Origin of the sequence: Wolbachia endosymbiont (group B) of Dolichovespula media, assembly GCF_947179505.1 — a bacterium.
Lineage (GTDB): Bacteria > Pseudomonadota > Alphaproteobacteria > Rickettsiales > Anaplasmataceae > Wolbachia.
Genome location: NZ_CAMXBR010000003.1, coordinates 44,381 through 61,867, shown reverse-complemented (window position 1 = coordinate 61,867; position 17,487 = coordinate 44,381). Strand labels below are relative to the sequence as shown.

Annotated in this window: 10 protein-coding genes and 6 pseudogenes; 6 read left to right on the top strand and 10 right to left on the bottom strand. The window is 33.6% G+C overall.

Translation table 11 applies throughout. The features are described 5' to 3' along the window. The first annotated feature begins 102 nt into the window (after positions 1-102). On the top strand, positions 103-876 hold the full coding sequence (locus OM967_RS02835; protein ID WP_264337584.1) for an RDD family protein: 774 nt from the start codon (positions 103-105) through the stop codon (positions 874-876). Here OM967_RS02835 and OM967_RS02830 read toward each other — a convergent pair. After that, a pseudogene (locus OM967_RS02830) lies at positions 798-1,942 on the bottom strand (IS481 family transposase). The gene OM967_RS02835 and the pseudogene OM967_RS02830 sit on opposite strands and share 79 nt — an antisense overlap. Before the next feature lie 79 nt (positions 1,943-2,021). Between OM967_RS02830 and OM967_RS02825 the strand changes: the two are divergent. After that, positions 2,022-2,241: pseudogene (locus tag OM967_RS02825) on the top strand (hypothetical protein); the annotation flags it as partial. On the opposite strand, the pseudogene OM967_RS02820 reads toward OM967_RS02825, so the two are convergent. Further along, positions 2,222-2,437, bottom strand: a pseudogene (locus OM967_RS02820) (transposase); the annotation flags it as partial. The pseudogenes OM967_RS02825 and OM967_RS02820 sit on opposite strands and share 20 nt — an antisense overlap. A 49-nt stretch (positions 2,438-2,486) precedes the next feature. Beyond that, a complete protein-coding gene (locus tag OM967_RS02815; RefSeq protein WP_264337583.1) occupies positions 2,487-3,035 on the bottom strand; it encodes a hypothetical protein in 549 nt (182 codons plus the stop codon). A 196-nt stretch (positions 3,036-3,231) separates the two neighbouring features. Here OM967_RS02815 and recO point away from each other — a divergent pair, with 196 nt between their 5' ends. Then, positions 3,232-3,960 (top strand): DNA repair protein RecO, encoded by a 729-nt coding sequence (gene recO / locus OM967_RS02810; RefSeq protein WP_007302913.1) that lies wholly within the window; start codon positions 3,232-3,234, stop codon positions 3,958-3,960. A gap of 22 nt (positions 3,961-3,982) precedes the next feature. Here recO and OM967_RS02805 read toward each other — a convergent pair whose 3' ends face one another. The 5 genes and pseudogenes from OM967_RS02805 to OM967_RS02785 all read right to left on the bottom strand — a co-directional run bounded on the left by OM967_RS02805 (position 3,983) and on the right by OM967_RS02785 (position 13,422). After that, positions 3,983-5,359 (bottom strand): PleD family two-component system response regulator, encoded by a 1,377-nt coding sequence (locus OM967_RS02805; RefSeq protein WP_007302914.1) that lies wholly within the window; start codon positions 5,357-5,359, stop codon positions 3,983-3,985. Further along, the gene (gene tatB / locus OM967_RS02800) at positions 5,331-5,621 is read right to left on the bottom strand and encodes a Sec-independent protein translocase subunit TatB (protein ID WP_211908077.1); all 291 of its coding nucleotides are present in this window, start codon (positions 5,619-5,621) and stop codon (positions 5,331-5,333) included. Before tatB ends, OM967_RS02805 begins: the two co-directional genes overlap by 29 nt. 5 nt (positions 5,622-5,626) lie before the next feature. Then, positions 5,627-10,297, bottom strand: coding sequence for an NAD-glutamate dehydrogenase (locus OM967_RS02795; RefSeq protein ID WP_264337582.1), 4,671 nt, complete (start codon positions 10,295-10,297; stop codon positions 5,627-5,629). A gap of 27 nt (positions 10,298-10,324) precedes the next feature. Then, entirely contained in the window at positions 10,325-12,886 is a 2,562-nt protein-coding gene (clpB, locus tag OM967_RS02790; protein ID WP_250119972.1) for an ATP-dependent chaperone ClpB, read from the bottom strand. Between the two features lie 69 nt (positions 12,887-12,955). After that, positions 12,956-13,422, bottom strand: a pseudogene (locus OM967_RS02785) (ankyrin repeat domain-containing protein). Positions 13,423-13,665: 243 nt separating this feature from the next. On the opposite strand from OM967_RS02785, the pseudogene OM967_RS08220 reads away from it, so the two are divergent. The 3 genes and pseudogenes from OM967_RS08220 to OM967_RS02765 form a co-directional block, all read left to right on the top strand. Next, positions 13,666-14,575: pseudogene (locus tag OM967_RS08220) on the top strand (IS5 family transposase). Between the two features lie 271 nt (positions 14,576-14,846). After that, positions 14,847-15,116, top strand: a complete 270-nt coding sequence (locus OM967_RS02770; protein WP_211908070.1) for a hypothetical protein — start codon at positions 14,847-14,849, stop codon at positions 15,114-15,116. Between the two features lie 195 nt (positions 15,117-15,311). Next, a pseudogene (locus OM967_RS02765) lies at positions 15,312-15,790 on the top strand (IS982 family transposase); the annotation flags it as partial. Here the strand turns inward: OM967_RS02765 and OM967_RS02760 are convergent. Beyond that, on the bottom strand, positions 15,784-16,080 hold the full coding sequence (locus OM967_RS02760; protein ID WP_234301808.1) for a hypothetical protein: 297 nt from the start codon (positions 16,078-16,080) through the stop codon (positions 15,784-15,786). The pseudogene OM967_RS02765 and the gene OM967_RS02760 overlap by 7 nt on opposite strands. Before the next feature lie 2 nt (positions 16,081-16,082). Beyond that, positions 16,083-17,426 carry an IS110 family RNA-guided transposase gene (locus OM967_RS02755; RefSeq protein ID WP_262986668.1) on the bottom strand — a complete coding sequence of 448 codons (1,344 nt, stop codon included), beginning with the start codon at positions 17,424-17,426 and terminating at the stop codon, positions 16,083-16,085. Between the last annotated feature and the right edge of the window lie 61 nt (positions 17,427-17,487).

The following is a 17,487-nucleotide window of genomic DNA, read 5'->3' as shown; positions in this document are numbered from 1 at the left end:
ACATACGAACTAATTTGCTCAAGCTTATAGAAATAATTTAAATCTTCTATTTTTATAACCTTATTTTTACGCGGCTTGTTCTCACAAATATACGATGTTTTTATGTTTTTTAAAAAAGTAAACATTCAAGATTTTTATGATGCTAAAGGAACCCATGTTTTCTATATAAACGTAAATATCTCTCATGCTCTCAATCAGCAGCAATTTTACTATTATTTAAGCACTAACATAATAACATTAGATAATGGTGTTGGGTACACACAAATGGGTGTTAGAATGAACTATGCAAAAGTTACTAAACGTATTGCAGCGTATTTAGTTGACCAAACAATATTTTTAGTCTGCTGTTCATTCTTTTTTTTATTAATTTCATTTATATTACCAGAAGAATCTCTTACTAACTTTTTTAATTATGTCTTTCCTGATACTGACATTGATACAGAACTCATATCAAAACGATATGAAATATTAGAAGACTTAGGTACATTACTAGCAAGTTTAGTATATATAGCATTAGAAGTATTAATGATAATAAGACTTGGTTGGACTCCAGGAAAATTGCTATTTGGTATATACATAAAGGATGCAAACACACTGAAAAACATTGCTTTTATGCAAGTAGTAATAAGAAGCACTTTCAAGACGTTTTTGTTTGTATTTCTCGATACTTATGAGTGGTTTTTAATTTCACCAGTATTGGTCCTAATGCTTATACCTATAATATTTGATCAACGTAAACAGCTTTTCTACGATAAAATTGCAAAAACAGTAGTAATGGATTATAGATCTGAAGAATGCTACCCAAGATTAAACTGTGTATATGTGGAAATAACTAGACGCGCTGTAGCAACATGTAATAGTTTAGACTTGATCTGACAGAAGAATTGAAAACTAATATCAGTCTTTTGTTTAATGTTACTAATATTTTTCTGATAAGCAATATGCATACTATCAAAAAAGGTTTGCATAGGCATAGCAATATTTACCTGAATGTGGTCTAGATCTATTGTAAGAATGCACCCAATGGTCTACGTCTAACTGAAGTTCTGCCAAAGAGGTGTAAATTTTCTTTCTAAAGATAATATTGTAACATTCATCTTGCATAGTTCTATGGAACCTTTCACATATGCCATTAGTCTGTGGAGAACGAGCTTTGGTTCGAGAATGATCAATATTTTCTACCCCTAAATATAGCTGGTAAACGTGATTTTCAGGTCTGCCACAATACTCTGTACCACGATCCGTCAAAACACGTAGCAATGATACTTTCTGTTCATCAAAGAACGGTACTACCCTATCATTAAGAAGATCTGCAGCTGTGATAGCAGTCCTTTCTGTGTAAAGCTTAGCAAAAGCAACTCTGGAATAGGTATCAACAAAGGTTTGCTGGTAAATTCGTCCAATACCTTTGATATTACCAACATAATAACTGTCTTGGCTACCTAAGTATCCTGGATGCTCTGTTTCAATTTCTCCATGGGCCTCTTTATTCTTCCTTAGCCTTTTCTAGAGCTGTTATCTGTTCTTCTGTTAAAATGATACCATCCTGAGCTACTTTTGCTTCTAATGCCTTTAACCTCTTTTTAAAATTTTCAAGATCGTTTCTTTGCCACACTGATCTTATTCCACTTGCAGAGATGAGAATTCCTCTCTTTTTCAGTTCGTTTGCTGCTCTTTCTTGTCCGTATGCTGGAAACTCTATTGCTATTTCAACTACTGCTTTTTCTATATCCTCCGACACTCTATTTGCATACAATGGCTTGCTTTTGCTTATCTCGTGTAAAGCCTCTTCTCCTCCTGTTTCATACAGTTCTTTGAAGCGGTAAAATGTATCCCTTGAATATCCCATTACTTTACACGCCTGTGATACATTTCCTAATTGCTTTGCAAGTTCTAGCAATCCCAACTTTGGTTTTAGTATTTTTTCTTGTGTTGTATTCATATCTGACACTCCTTTAAAACTTGTTTATATTTTTATCTTACTTTGTTTGCTTGTCAGATCAAATCTAAACTATTACAGAGTTGATCATTGGCTGCGTTCTTACAATGAGACAAGGCCTCATTCAGGCAAATATTGCTATGCCTATGCAAACTTTTCTTGATAGCAAACAAATTGCTTTTCAGAAAAATATTAGTAACATTAAACAAAAGACTGATATTAGTTTTCAATTCTTCTGTAAGTTAATTCTCACCTGTCAGATTAAGTTGTGTCTAGTACATATAACTGCACTAACTTACTAATACTTAAGTATGGGGGTACAGAAACGTATACATGTTGACGCAATTCTACCTCTCTACTTGATTATTTGCACATACTTCTTGTACAATTTCTTTAGCTTTCTGTTCAATATCTCCAACTAATACTGGATATCGATATTTTGTTATCCACACTATGTGATACATATACAGAGTGACTGCTTTTTCTATAATATTCCACATTCTTTGAGATTTTTCACCTTAAAATTATATTCTTAAAAGGATGGACTTTAAGTCCAGGGTTTTTCTCCCAAATTTGGTACAATAAAATCTAACGTGACTTCGCGCCAAATGTGATGCTGCTCAGCAGGTAAGCCAATTAACGGGCTACATTTATATACTGCACGCATTGCATTATCTGCTGCTGATCTAAAAAGAGGATTATTTTGATAAGAACTACTATCTGCTACGTTGGCTACAACGATCTCACCTTTACTGGATAATAATAAGTTAATTTTTATACTAAAACTTTCTTTATAAACTATGCCCTCAGGAATGCTCCAACACTCTGTCAGTTTATCCCTTATAGAATTAATAATTTCTGTTACAGCCAATTCATCATCTTTGTTCTCAATATTTTTCTTATCTCTTATTTCATTTTTCACCTCTTTAATGTCTTCTCTTAGTTTTCTTTCTACACCCTTTTTTCTTTTGGGAATTGGAATATCCTCATCAATTTCCTGTATTTCAATAATTTGCCTCGGTTGTACTAACTCAACTAATTCTTTTTTTCTTTGTGGTATAGGAATAACTGACGAATCATCCGTTTGGGCTTTCATTGAAAAAAGCAAAAAACAACATAGAAACAAAAGAAGAATATAATTAAAATAGAGAGGGCGCATATGTTAAGCAGCTTGTTTTACTGGTTTAAAGCTAATATTGCACATAAAGTCAATATATTTCAGTTGACTTAAACTCAAATTTGCTACACTAATTTTATTATCTCTATAATATCATATGGTCAATATACTCTAAATGAGATGGAAAGATGAAGGTGTTATTATAGCTGTTAAAAAATACGGTGATAAAAATTTAATTCTTTCTCTATTTACAAAAAATCATGGAAAGTGCAGAGGATTAACTAGGTTAACAAACAATAGCAATTATAAGTTTCAAATAAGTAATCTATTACATGCAGAATGGAGTGCTAAGCTACCTGAAAATCTAGGTTTTTTAAAGTGCGAATTGATTGAATCTCCATTTCATCATTTCTTTCAAGATAGGTTAAAAAGCATTGCTATTGTTTCTTTCTCGTCTATATTAGAAAAAGTGCTTCCAGAAAGTGAATCCTGCATCAAGTTGTATGATAATTTTAGACACTTCATCGATGTAATAAAACATAATAGCCAGTTTTGGCAAAGTCATTACCTTAACTTAGAGCTTCTGCTTCTTACGCAACTTGGATTTAAGTTAGACCTATCAAAATGTGCTGTAACAGGTGTGAAAGAAAATCTACAATTTATTTCTCCAAAAACTGGTAGAGCAGTGTCAAAAAAAGTAGGTGACTGTTATGCAGATAAATTACTACCTTTTCCACAGATGTTGCATGATGTATACAATAACAACCTACAAAATAGCTACTCATATCAAGAATTCAGACTAGGGTTAAAAATTACAGGGTATTTTTTAAATAAATATCTATTTCTGCAGTTAAATGCGAAATTTCCGGAGTTGAGAAATTTTATGCTATCATTTGAATCTTAGTTACTACTTATTTGAAAGAACTTCAACCAGTAACCACTCTATTTCTACCACTGTTTTTTGCTTTATATAAATATTTGTCAGCACGTACTATAAATTTTTTAACATCATCAAGGTCAGATCTTTGCATTGCTGAAATTCCAATGCTCACAGTTACATTATGGGTTGTATTTTTACCCACAAGTATAAAAGGTTCTTTGGCAATAATTTTCCTTATTCTCTCTGCAATAGTATACGCATCTGATACATTGGTATCTGGCATTACAACAACAAATTCCTCACCACCAAACCTAGCTAATAAATCTGTCACTCTGATATTTTCAGAAATTCTTTTCTGTATTTCCTTTAAAAGTTCATCTCCAGCATTATGCCCAAAGTTATCATTCACCATCTTAAAATAATCTATATCAAGTATCATAAGAGATAAACTTCTATCTTTTTCCACAGAATCCTTAACAATATTTCTTAAGTGTGCATCAAAATATCTTCTATTATAACAGTTAGTTAATGGATCCTTTATAGACATTTCTACATTATTAAATAAATTCATTCTCAAGGCATCTTGATACCTTTTGCGTTTCACTTGCAAATTAACCCTAGCTATTAATTCACTCTCATCTAAAGGTACTGTTAAATAATCATTAGCACCTACATCAAGTGCCTTTACTAAATTGCTTTTATCATAATCTTCAGAAAGGATCAGAATTGGTGTATAACGTGTTTCTACTTTACTACGAAACTTAGAACACAACCGTAGGCCGTCAGTTTTTGAAAACTGCATGTCAGAAATAATCAGGTCGTAATTATCCTTAATACCAACCTTTAATGCTTCTTTTGGATCGTGCAGTATTTTAATTGATCTGAAGCGTTGCTTTAGAACATTGTGTATCTGCTCTGCTTGAAAGGTGTCCTCATCTACAACAAGTATGTTAGCATCAAAAATCTGATTAGAATAATCCATAATACTGCTTTCTGCTACTCCACCAATCTCAGCATTAGTTTCTCCTCTCAAGCACAACTCATCTATTATCATCTTTAAGCGCACAAGAGACTTAATTCTTGCAGATAAAGCAGTTTCATCTATCGGCTTAGTTAGAAAGTCATCCGCACCAGCATTAATTCCTTCCACTCTATCATGAGTGTCATGCAGCGCAGTTACCATAATTATTGGAATATAAGTCGTTAAGGGATCATTCTTTAGCTTCTTACAAACCTCAAAACCACTCATTTTTGGCATCATGACATCAAGTAAGATAATATCTGGCTGCTGTTCCGCTACTAAATCTATCGCCTCCTCGCCATCATAAGCTACAATAACTGTATAGTACTCTGCTTTTAGCTGAGCCTCCAAAAGCTTAACATTAGATGGTATATCATCTACTACTAGGATTTTTGCTGTCATTTTTTGTACTATCTAAATTGTAAGTAGGATAAAGCTTGCCATCTTCACCAATTATGTAATTGACTTTTTCAACGTTATGCCCTTCATATAATTCTTTAATTCCGGTATCCTTCAACAATTTCCTAACTCTTGATTTTACAACCCAGAAATACCTATATATATTTTTAATAAGATTAAGAAATACAGGTACTTTACTTTTATCAAAAACAATTATACTCACTAAAGCTACAACTAAAATTTCTGAAAGACCTATATTAAACATTTTTCCTATGAAGCAAGTACTTTAACTCTCCTGATTATGAGTATTAATTTACTTAAATCAAGTTTAGAAGCAACCATCTCATCTAAAAAGCTATTGTAACGCTCTATATAATCCTTATCATTAAGAGCCCAAGTTTGAACCTTATCTACATGATTATCAGTAGCTTTTATAACTTTAACAGCTAGCTTATGATGATAATTGCTTAAATCATCTAATAAATCATTAATTAAGCTGCGATCCCAATAAGAAGAATGGCTTTTAATCTTGACAGCAATTGTTCTAATCATATCAAACCTTAGCAGCGACTTTAATTTAAAGTATATTCTACCAGCTTCAAAGATTGATAAAGATGTCTGTTCAGCAATAGATATAACGTCCAGCGCATAAATAAGAATACGTAAATCAGCAACCTTTTTTGCTAGATCTTTATTTATGTTAAGCTCTACCAAAGAGGTTAATCCATGATTATAGATCTTTAACAGGCGATCATCTAAAACATCATGGCCTAAAGTTTCAATTGTACCCCTAAATTTTGTAACATCATCTAGTTCTGTAAGATTAAGTTCACCAAGATTTTTTACTAACCAAAATGACACTCTACCAATAAATTTTTGTACATTTCTCACTATTTGTAAATACAAATCGGCATCAATTTTGCCATCCAATTCATCAATTTCATGCCAAAGGCTATTTAAATTATATAGGTGATTCACAACAATATATATGTTAACTGCTTCATGTACTCTAATTCCAGTACTCTCAACCAAGTTATTAATAAATATACAGCCCATCTTATTTATTACATCATTTGCAATGCAAGTAGAAATAATTTCCCTGCGAAGTTGGTGTTTCAATATGGAATCCTTAAATTTTATTACCATCTTTTTAGGAAAATAACCTAGCAAGTAGTTATGAGATATAAGATCTTTTTCAGACAGATCGGAATGTATAATTTCATTTTTTATTCCTGTTCTAGCATAAGACATTAGAACAGAGAGCTGAGGAGAACTGAAACCTTCTGCACCAGTTAACATCCTTGCTATCTCTTCTTCAGTTGGAAGAAATTCTACGCTTCGGTTTAACAGCCCAGATTTTTCTAAACTGAGTAATAATTTATGGTGCTGCTCCAACTTTTCTTTAGCTTGCAAGCACTCAAGAAGCAATGCTTTTGTTTCAATCCTGTTATGATTTTCAAGTACCTTAGATGCAACTTCATCTATCATGCTAGCCAGTATTTCATTCCTTTTTTCCAAGGAAATTCCCCCTTCTTTCATAATTGCAACAAAAGCAATCTTGATGTTAACTTCAAGATCAGAACATATTACTCCTGCTGAATTATCAATAAAATCTGCATTGATATACCCACCTATTTTAGCGTATTCTACCCTTCCAAGCTGCGTGCAACCAAGGTTGCCACCCTCTATAAACATAGAAGCTCTAATATCATGACCGTTTACTCTTAATTCATCATTTGCTTTATCGCCAACCATGCCATGGCTTTCACTTTTTGCCTTAACAAAGGTGCCAATTCCTCCATTCCATATGAAATCCACTTTTGCCTTGAGCAAATATCGAATCAAATCATTTGGAGATAATGTATCTTCCATTATATCAAAGCACTTTTTCATTTCTTGAGAAATTTCTACTTGTTTGCTACTACGTTCAAATATCCCGCCACCATGAGAAATCAAATCTCTATTGTAATCCATCCAAGTGGAAAACGGTAATTCAAAGAGCCGTTTACGCTCCACGAAACTCTTTTCCGCATCAGGATTTGGATCAACAAAAATATGCATATGATTAAATGCTCCAATTAAACTCATATTTCTTGAAAGCAGCATGCCGTTCCCAAATAGATCGCCAGCCATATCTCCAATTCCAATAACAGTTGTATCCTGGTAAATATCCTTATTCATTCTCCAAAAATGGCGTTGTGCTGCAATCCATGCACCTCTTGCTGTAATACCCATCTTTTTGTGGTCATAACCTGCTGATCCACCAGATGCAAATGCATCTTCGAGCCAAAAGTTATATTCAGAGGATATTTCGTTTGCATAATCAGAAAATGAAGCAGTGCCTTTATCTGCTGCAACTACCAAATATGGATCATCTTCGTCATACCTAATCACATTTTCTGGTGGAGTTATTTTGCCATCAACTACATTATCAGTAATATCAAGCATTCCTCTGATGAAATTCTTATAGCATTCAACACCTTTCTCCCTTAAAATGTTTTTGTCTTTATAAACTTGCTTTATTACAAACCCACCCTTTGCGCCAACAGGTACAATGACCGCATTTTTTGTCATCTGGGCTTTCATGAGTCCCAAAACTTCAGTGCGAAAATCTTCCGTTCTATCCGACCATCTCAAACCACCACGAGCCAACTTCCCTCCTCTTAGATGTATTCCCTCAAAAAGGTTTGAATAAACATACAATTCACGGTATGGGCGCGGATCAGGTAAACCATTTATTTTACTTGAATCAAATTTGATAGATAAGTATGGCTTATCATCTTGATAATAACTGGTTCTCAAAATTGCCATTATCAAGTTAAATATCGAACGCAAAACGTAATCATGTGAAACGTTGCTGATCTCTTTTAGTAGTTCTTCAATTTTTTCCTGGAAAATGTTAGTAGTTTCTGCTCTATCAATATCTATATTAGGATTGAATCTTGCACGAAATAGCTGTATCAGATATTTCACTATTTTTGGGTACTCTGAGACCACTTTTTGGATATATTCTGGGTTATAGTTAAATAACGTCTGCTTTAGATAGGCACTTAGCACCCTAATAAGAAGTACTTCCTTCCATTTGAGCCCAGCAATAATGATCAAACTGTTGAAATAGTCATTTTTAATTTCCTTGTTGAACACTTTTGCAAGCGTTATTTCAAATTGCTCTTTCAGAGTAATGTCACTTATTAACTCATCGACTCTTGACAACACAAAGTGGTGTATCCATATTCCACCATTGATTTCTATATAATAACCATTATGAGATAGAATTTTTGCTCCCAAATTCTTAGTAATTTTTAATATCTTTGATAATTCAAGACCACCATTGCTTGGAGTATAAACTTTTAACTGATAGTTAAGATTGTCACAAGTAAGTCTCAAATCAACCTCACTTACTCCTTTCTTCCTTACTATCTCCAATTTTTTCATGTCGTAATATGCATCATGAGGTTCAAAATTCTCTTGATAGCTTACCGGAAATGCATTGGAATAGCGGATGAATACATCCTCAACAGTGCTAAAAGTATTATATAAATTGTCTATAAAACGATCTTCCCACTTTTCCGTAATGTTTCTTAATTTGTTTTCGATACGCAAAACTTCATAATCAAGAACGCTAGCATTTTTGGCCTTTAGTACTACATGTAATTTCATCAGATCATATTCATTGATAATGTGATTGTTATAAATATCTGAACTTCCTGCACTTGTTTCATCCTTCAATATATCACGTATCTTGAACATTAGCCTAGCGCTAGCATAACGCATCGGTATCAGTACTATGCAACTAATAAAGTTCCCTAGCTTTCTCAAAAATAACTTGACTCTTGGTCTAATCGCAAGAGACATGATCGAGGTGCAAGTTTCAAATAACTCGTCTTCATTTGATTGGAATAATTCGTCACAAGAAAATGCCTGTAAAATGGAAATTAAAGCTTTATTGTTATGGCCACCAGGAACAAATCCTGCCTTTTTTTCTATTGTTGTAACCTTATCCTTTATTAACGGAATAGTTCGAATATCTTGCACTTCTGCTATAGAAGTAAATAGCCCAAAAAAATGCTGTTCCCTTATTACATCACCCTGATCATTAAATTCTTTCACTCCTATACAATTCATATAGGTACGCCGATGAACTATTGAGATTAGGTCTGATCTTAGTATGTATAAAGAATTCAAGCTTTCAGAAGAAATTGATGAATTTTGGTACTCTTCACTTGCTCTCATTAACCCGAGGCTCTCCTTACCACTTAGAGCAAGCTTTCCTTCTTTATTAGTAATGTATTCTTGATAACCTAAAAATACAAAATTGTTATTTTTCAACCAAGCTAGAAAATCTCTGCCTCCAGCATCCAATGCCGGAAGCTCAAGAAGCTTCTTGAGCATCAATTGCCAGTCCTTTACAACGCAGTTAACTGCTTTTAGCGTCTTTCGTAGAGATTCTTCTAGTGTATCAACAAAGCTACCACTTATGCCTTTAATAATTACATATATTACTGACTCTTTGATTCCATTACTTTCTTCCAAAAGATGAATTTTATCTATTAGGCTATTTTTTCTTTGAACATTAATTATGCTGTTACTATAATAGCATATAGTTAAACCGTGTGACTTAATAGTGGAAATGACAGAATCCACTAAAAAGGGCATGTCATAATTTGTGATTTTAATTATAGTGAAATTGCCTTCTATTCCTGAAATATCATTTACATTACTTACTGCCAATTTACTTTCTTCTTTTTCTTTTTTAAGAATGAAGTTGTATGCATCTTCTGCAATGTATAAAAGAAATTTATCGTTGACTTTTAGGTCACTATTATAAACAAAATTATAAAAGTACTGTATAAACTCTTTAATTTTTTCTTTCTCTTTTTTATTCCCTTGATCAACTAGCTTAAATAAAGACTCAACATTAACATTATGATTTATACACATTTTTCAAAACAAAAATACACAGCGAATCTAGATCTTTTTAACTAAGATTTCGTTACCAGAAGTATACACCATTAGTTCATCTCCTTCTACTATTTCCCCCGATAAAACTAACTTAGCTAGATTATTTTGAATGCATTCTTGTATTACCCTTTTCAGAGGCCGCGCTCCATATTCAGGGTCATATCCAGTTTGTGCTATTAGTTCTTTAGCTTCTTGCGATAAACTAATACTCAGTTTACGCTTAGCAAGCATCTTTTGTAAATAAGAGAATTGAACATCTATAATTTTATCAATGTCATCTTTGGTTAAGCTGTGGAATATAATAATTTCATCCAGTCTATTTAAAAATTCTGGACGAAACGCTGACTTAACTATTTTCATCACCTCATCTTTCACAGATTCGGTAGTTCCTCTTAGCATTATCTCAGCGCCAAGGTTAGAAGTTAAAATCAGTATGGTATTGCGAAAATCAATTAATTTGCCATGGCTATCGGTGAGTCTACCTTCATCCAAAATCTGCAGTAATATATTAAATATATCTGGATTTGCCTTTTCTATCTCATCAAACAAAATTACCTGATATGGTCTTCTTCTTACTGCTTCGGTTAATCTGCCACCTTGTTCATAACCAACATATCCTGGAGGCGCACCAATTAACTTTGAAACGGAGTGTTTTTCCATATACTCTGACATATCAAAGCGTAGAAGTGCTGATTGATCATCAAACAAAAATTCGGCAAGAGATTTTGCTAACTCTGTTTTTCCAACTCCGGTTGGACCTAAGAATAAAAATGAACCAAAAGGTCGATTAGTATCCTGAACACCAGAACGGGAGCGCCTTACTGCATTACTTATCGCTTCAATTGCATCTCTCTGCCCTATTACTCTTTTTCCTATTTCATTTTCCATGTTAAGGAGCTTTTCCTTTTCACTATGCATCATGTTATCAACTGGAATGCCTGTCCATTTTGAAACAATATTTGCAATATCACTCTCAGTAACTTCTTTCTTTAGGAAACTATCAGTAACTTTTTCCTGATTTTTTAACTCATTTTCAAGTTGAGGAATCACACCATACATCAACTCCCCTGCCCTTCCTAAATTTCCATTGCGCTGAGCCAATTCTAGCTCTTTCCTCGCGTTATCCAATTTTTCAGCAGTTTCTTGTATTTTAGCTATTTTATTCTTTTCCATCTGCCATTTACTGCTTAAGTCAGCAAATTTACTGTTTAGACTCTCAATTTCCTCATTTATCTTTTTTAAACGTTGCTTAGAGTTCTCATCACTTTCTTTTTTCAAAGCCTCTGACTCAATTTTCAGCTGTATAATCTTTCTTTCAAGCTCATCAACAACCTCAGGCTTGCTGTCCATTTCAATTCTAACCCTACTTGCTGCTTCATCAATTAAATCGATCGCTTTATCAGGTAAAAACCTATCTGTTATATATCTATTAGAAAGCGTTGCAGCAGCGATTATTGCACCATCTGTGATTCTAATACCATGGTGCACCTCATACCTCTCCTTCAAACCCCTCAGTATTGAAATAGTATCAGTCTCAGTCGGTTGAGAAATAAACACAGGCTGAAAACGCCTTGCAAGCGCAGGATCTTTCTCTATATGTTGACGATACTCATCCAAAGTTGTAGCCCCTATACAGCGAATTTCTCCACGCGCAAGAGCAGGCTTGAGCAAATTTGAAGCATCCATCGCACCACTTGTCGCTCCTGCTCCCACTAAAGTATGAAGCTCATCTATAAACAAAATAACTTTTCCCTCTGCTTTTGAAATCTCATTAATCACTGCTTTTAGTCTCTCTTCAAACTCCCCTCTAAATTTTGTTCCAGCAATTAATGCACCAAGATCCAAAGCTAAAACTTTTGCATCACGCAAACCAAGTGGTACATCATTTGCAACAATTCTGTTTGCTAAACCTTCAACTATTGCAGTTTTTCCAACACCAGGTTCACCTATCAGTACTGGATTATTTTTTGTTCGCCTCAACGATACCTGCATAGTTCTTCTGATTTCCTCATCACGACCAATTACAGGATCAAGCTTACCTTGCATAGCAAGCTCTGTAATATCTTTTGTATACCTCTTTGCCGCATTTAATTTTTCCTCGCTATTTGGAGAGTCTGCACTGCCACCTTTTCTCATTTCTGCAATAACTGAATTTAATTTTTGCGGTGTTACACCACCTTCTGCTAAAATTTTACCTACAATTTCATCTTTTTGTGCAGCAAGGCCCTGCAACAACCGCTCAACAGTAACAAATGTGTCTTTATTTCTCCTCGCAATACCAATTGAATCATCAAAAACTTTTGCTACCTCTCTTGAAAGCTGAAGTCCACCACTACCTGGTCCTCCAACCACTGGAAACTTTTTAATTGTACTACTCACAGCATCAGAAATATTCTGAATATTTCCACCACAAGTGCCTATCAAATCCTGAACTAAACCTGACTCATCTTCAAGCATTACTTTAAGTAAATGTTCAGGCATAAAAATCTGATGCCCAGCTCCCAATGCTTTCATTTGAGCGCTCTGGATTAGGCTTTTTGCTTTTTCGGTAAATTTATTCAAGTCCATAATACAAATTTAACTCATACTTGTTGATATATATAACAACTACTTTCTCAATTTTAAACTTAAAGTCATTCAGCATTCAACCACTATGGATTTCAATCCATAGTGGTTGAATATTTGATCATAGGGCTTATCTTTGTTATGCCTTGACCTTAACACAGCTACATTTCTAGGTTTTTTTCCATCATCGTTTATAATGTTAGGATTAGCGCCTTTTTCTAGCAAAAATTTGATAATCCTTAAATCACCATAATATGCAGCATTATGTAGTGCTGTGCTTACATACTTGTTAATAATGTTTACGTTAACTCCCTCATCTATTAAAAACCTAACTATCTCTAAACATCCCCTTCTGCAGCGTAATGTAACGCAGTTAACTTAGGCATGTGTGTATCAGTATCTAATAAATTTTTTACTGAGAATTTTATAGTTTCTAAGTTACAATTTTGAGAAGCAATGCGTAATATCGTTTTATAATTATCTGCAGCTTTTGCCTTCATGTAGTAATAGGTAGCAATAATACATACTATTACTGTTATAAGCCACTAAAAATGCAGCTTGTTTTTTGTATCTTGACTCAATTTATCCATATTCAACATCTTTTTAATATTAAATAGATCATTTACTCATTTTTTATTAACATTACTTACTCAAAGATGCTGACAACATAGTAAGGTAACCCGAGTTGGCTTTGTTGCATAGCGAGTAGAGATGGGAGAAAAAAGGGAGAAAACCTAAAGAAAGTGGTTACTTTATTAAGAAATGAACATTTTGTAGAGTATATGCCAAAGAAGATGAAAGTCAGTAATCATTAAAGAGTATAATCAATTTTTAGAAAAAAGAGGAAATGTCTTTCATTTTATCGATGAAGCTATAGAAAACTGGTACGAAAGTTCAGAAAAAATTCCTGGAGATTTATAGCGATAAGGTTGTTATTGCAGTACATATAGTCGTTAATCTATTTAGAATAGGCTTAAGGCAAGCAGTTGGATTTATAAAAGGATATTTACAAAGTATAGTGAAGAATCTCCAAGTATTCACAAGCTTCTCGTCAAACTTAATTTGAAATTATGTGACCACAGAACAGATAAAAATGACATAGAGAATATTGAAATTGCTATAGATAGTACTGTAATGCATATTTATAGTAACAGTACTCAACATAACAAAGATAACGCCAAGATAAGGAAATATAATGGTACAGATCAAATAAGAAAGCTACATGTTGCTTTGGACGTAAACAGCAAAAAGGCAATAGCAATTCGATATACTAATTTTCTTTCACATGATAGCATCTAAAATACTAAAGGAAATGGGTGATATCTATAAGATTAAGTCTCTGCGTGCAGATGGAGCTTATGATACAGATGATTTATATAAGTTGTACAATCAATACAATTTGAAACCCATCATAAAGCCAAGAAAAAATGCAAAAATCTGCAGCAATATAGATTCTCTATCAGAAAGAAACAACAACATTAGTATAAGGAAAACTTACCCACTGGAAAAAGAAGACAAGGTATGAAATACGTTCACGTATCGAGAGTTTTTTCCTGAGGCTCAAAAAAAACATTTGGATTTAGTTTTAAGAATCAATCTGAGGTAAATCGCTCTCAAGAGGTGCTTTTAAAATGCTATTTGATTAATAGCTTTACTGATATAGGTATGCCTATTTTTAAATTTGCCTCGTAAATTCCTTTCATTACTCCTCCTCATTCCTTGCCATTCAACAAAGCCTCCCATCTCTACTCGCTATTCAACAAAGCCTGGGAAGGGCTATACTTGGCAGTGGCTACACTTCTTACGGCAGAGCGATAAATGATTGCTGGTTAACCAAATGCTAGGAGAGGGTATGGGTAGTTTGATTTTTTATGTTATTCTGAAAAGAAGATATACTATATTTAATATAAAGTTTATAGTTACATGTTAATATTATACTAGTTTTTTAATTAAGGAGAATATTATGAAAAGTAATACAAAAAGTGCTGCTGCATATAATACTAGAGAAGAAGCTTATAAACAATATTACCATTGCATACGCGCATGTCCTAAAAGTCATCAGGATAATAACGAACTACGTAGTGCATGCATGAGTAAATGTAGGGAAAGTGATTGGAGCTTTGAACAGGATGTAAAATTTAGTGATCAATTAAATTCTATTACGTCTCAGCTCCAGGAAGGGCTGAACGATTTATCTGAGTTGTCATCAGATCTAAATCTAATGCAACTATAGTAAAGAAGATACTAAGTATCTTCTTTACTATGCAAGCTACTCTTATAGTTGAGTGTCACTAATTAGAGAAGTTTAAGCAGCGCATAACCTTGCTTATATTTTGCATAATATACATTTACGTATATTATAATAGGTATATAGATATTTTTTATTAAAAAGGAAGGGGAGGTGTCTTCGTGTGTTGATATCCTCCCCGCTGTTTGCCACGCAAAAAGGATCGCAAAAAATAAAGTTTTCAAAGAGTTGGCAAATATAGGAAAGACTACCTATGTTCGGTTTTAAATTGCATCTGGTAATCAATGAAATAGGCGAAGTTCAAGTTATTACGCTAACTAAAGGCAGCGTTGACGACAGAAAACCTGCACCAAATTTGACTAAAAAATTGACAGGACTTTTGTTCGGAGATAAAGAAGAAGTACCTCTTTGAGAAACTCTTCGATAGAGGTCTAAAACTCGTCACTAAAGTGAAAAAAGGCATGAAAAACGCACTAATTTCTTTAAAAGAGAAGATTCTATTGAGAAAAAGGTTGATTATTGAGACAGTTTTTGGTTGTTTGAAAAATAAATTTGAGCTTCGGCACAGATCCCCCATAAATTTTTTGGTACATATTTTTTCAACATTAGTTTCGTATTCCATGCAGTCGAAAAAGCCCTCTATTTCTAAGCTTTATTGACTCGGATAATCCATAACTGGGGTTTGTAGCTGTTTGTCCACTGTTGTGTTATTAAAATAGCTTCTAGGTTTATTATCAGCAATGTCATTAGGTTGATATCCACCATTAACTATCTGCTGCTTATCAAACATCTTTTCAATATTGCCTTTTAAAATACTCAAAAACTTCTCATTTTCCGGATAGGCTTCTTCTGCGGCTGAATATAATGTACTTGGTATTTTAGAATATCTTTCGTTCCTTACATGACCTGCTATATCTGAATACACTTTAAAAAAGTCAAAACCTTTCACTTCTAAGAAACTTCCCCTATCAGCTCATCTTTTTTTATCAGGATATAACCAAATTCATTGGCTTTTTTACCCAGATTCTTTACTACTCTTTCCTTATATAACTTTTCATAATAATCCATTCCTTTTTCTACATATTCTTGTCCACATTTCAGCATTTGATAAAAAATACATGCTAATTTTCTTGCTGTAGCAGTTATTGCTTTTGGTGCTCCCAATCGATTTTTCAATCTTCTACAGTACGCACCTAATGCACTTTTACTGTGCAACATAGAATAACCAGCAAGTCGAAAAGCATTTGCAGCACGGTTAATTACTTTACGAGTTCCACTTCTAATCACTCTTTCTCCTGTAATCCTATTAAATGGACATAATCCCAACCAAGAAGTAAAATGTTTTTCTGATGGCCATTTATTAGCATTAAGACCAACTTCTGAGAGGATGGTCTGTATATTTGATGTATTAAGCCCTGGAACTTTGGTGAAATCCATGCCAGTTATTCGATACAATTCTTCGTGTGCAGCAAAGTTTGGTTTGTTTCCTGCAGACCTCTTTACTTTACTGCATTGCTTATTTTCATTTGATCTTGTTTCAAGTGTTTTATAATAGTTTTCCATACTTTTATCACATTCTTTTATTTGCTCTTGAAAAAAAGTATATGCTTCGTATTCTTGCTTTAATGTAAACAAATGCTCTTCTCTATAGTCACCTGTTAGTGCTTTTGCTATGGTTGATCTGTCATTTTTTATTCGTCTATCACTCAATTCAGCCAATCTATTAGAGTTTCTTTCACCCGCAATTATTGCTTTAATGATTCGCATACCAGTTACACCTGTAATATCACTAATAACCTTGTGTAATTGAATGTTCATTTGAATTAATGCTTTTTGCATACGTTGAGTGTGTACAGCTGCACTTTTTATCAGGTTGTCATGTTGTCTATTATAACCACGTAGTACACAAATTTGGTTATCAGGCCTAAATGATCCTTGAAGTAACCCATAGCTATGTAATTGCTGTAACCACTGGCAATCTTGAACGTCTGATTTTCTTCCAGGTACATTTTTTACATGTCGTGCATTTACCAGTTTAACTTCGAATCCATATGATTCAAGTATTTGAAACAAAGGAATCCAATATACTCCTGTTGATTCCATGGCTATCGTTCTAACTTCACACTTTTTCAACCACTTTGCTAGGTTATGAAGATCTACTGTAAAGCACCCAAATTTTTGAACGCGTTGTTTATCTCTCCCTTCTGGTACGCATGCATAATGTACAGATGAACCAATATCAATCCCTGCTGCATTAGGATTCACTACTTCTAATTTACTTTTTGCTTTTGCCATATAAAATCCCTTATATATACCTTATAATGAAGAAGTGCTTTAGCTTGGGGCGGTTATATTA